The 959-nt window shown below is 45.9% G+C and carries 1 protein-coding gene; it reads right to left on the bottom strand.

The window, feature by feature from the left end:
- Nucleotides 1–43 precede the first annotated feature (43 nt).
- Complete coding sequence (locus VT06_RS18290; protein WP_046555481.1) at nt 44–760, bottom strand: RHS domain-containing protein; 717 nt, start codon at nt 758–760, stop codon at nt 44–46.
- Nucleotides 761–959 lie beyond the last annotated feature (199 nt).

Here is a 959-nt window from a genome sequence, read left to right as displayed (position 1 = left end):
AACCCACCCGCTAACCCTATTGGATCGCTCTGCAAGTATCTGCCTAAAGTTGCATCATACTGGTGGTTAACACCGCACGGTCAAACGCTTCCAACTTAGCCCGCCACACTACCGCCTTGCTTTGGTTGGTAATGACTTCTGGCCGGCCCAGGTGGTCGTTATGCACATAATACAGCTGGTTATTTAAAATATAACCAACAACTTGCCCCTGAAAGTAAATATATTGCTTGGTGGTGCCTTCTGCTAGCAGCTGGCCCTCTGGGCTGAAGATAAAGCGGGTTTCGGTACTGCCGACCATTTTATACACTCGCTGGCCCAACGCATTGTATTTATAATCGGTAGTGCCGGCTTTTACCATGCGGTTATCGCTGTTATACACATAGGTAAAGTTACTGCCGTTAAACTGCTTTTCGTTTGTAACATTACCGTTGGCATCATATGTAAATACCCGCGTCTGGCTGCCGCGCGTTACCTGGTTAAGTCGGTTAGAGCTGGTGTTAATGCTGTAACTTTCTGCAATAGCGCCACTGCGCGCAGTGCGGTTACCCAGATTATCATAGCTAAAGTTATGGTTACCCAGGCCAGTGCTGGTAATGCCGGTTAAACGGTTAAGTTTGTCGTAGCTAAAGTTTTGCGTGTGCGCCGTATTAATGTAGTTGTTAATACGGGTGATGTTACTGTTATTATCAAAAATATAGGTAAGCGCTTGAATGCCTGTGGTGCCAATAAAGTCTAATCGATAGTTATTATCAAACGACAATGCGCGGACTAAATCATTACCATAAGTCCAGCGCCGTACCAGGCCATTCGGTGCTTTTACTACATCACTTAATACCGTGCGGTTAACCCCGCCGGATCAATGGGGTCAGAGTCTGAGAGATCCCCACGAATTTAAGCATTTAAAAACTCGCTTGCGGATCATCAATCAATGTTCGTAATTTATCAATCGCTGCTTGCCA

Source organism: Arsukibacterium sp. MJ3 (genome assembly GCF_000987765.1).
Classification (GTDB): Bacteria; Pseudomonadota; Gammaproteobacteria; order Enterobacterales; family Alteromonadaceae; genus Alishewanella.
This window is presented reverse-complemented; position numbering and strand designations above follow the sequence as displayed.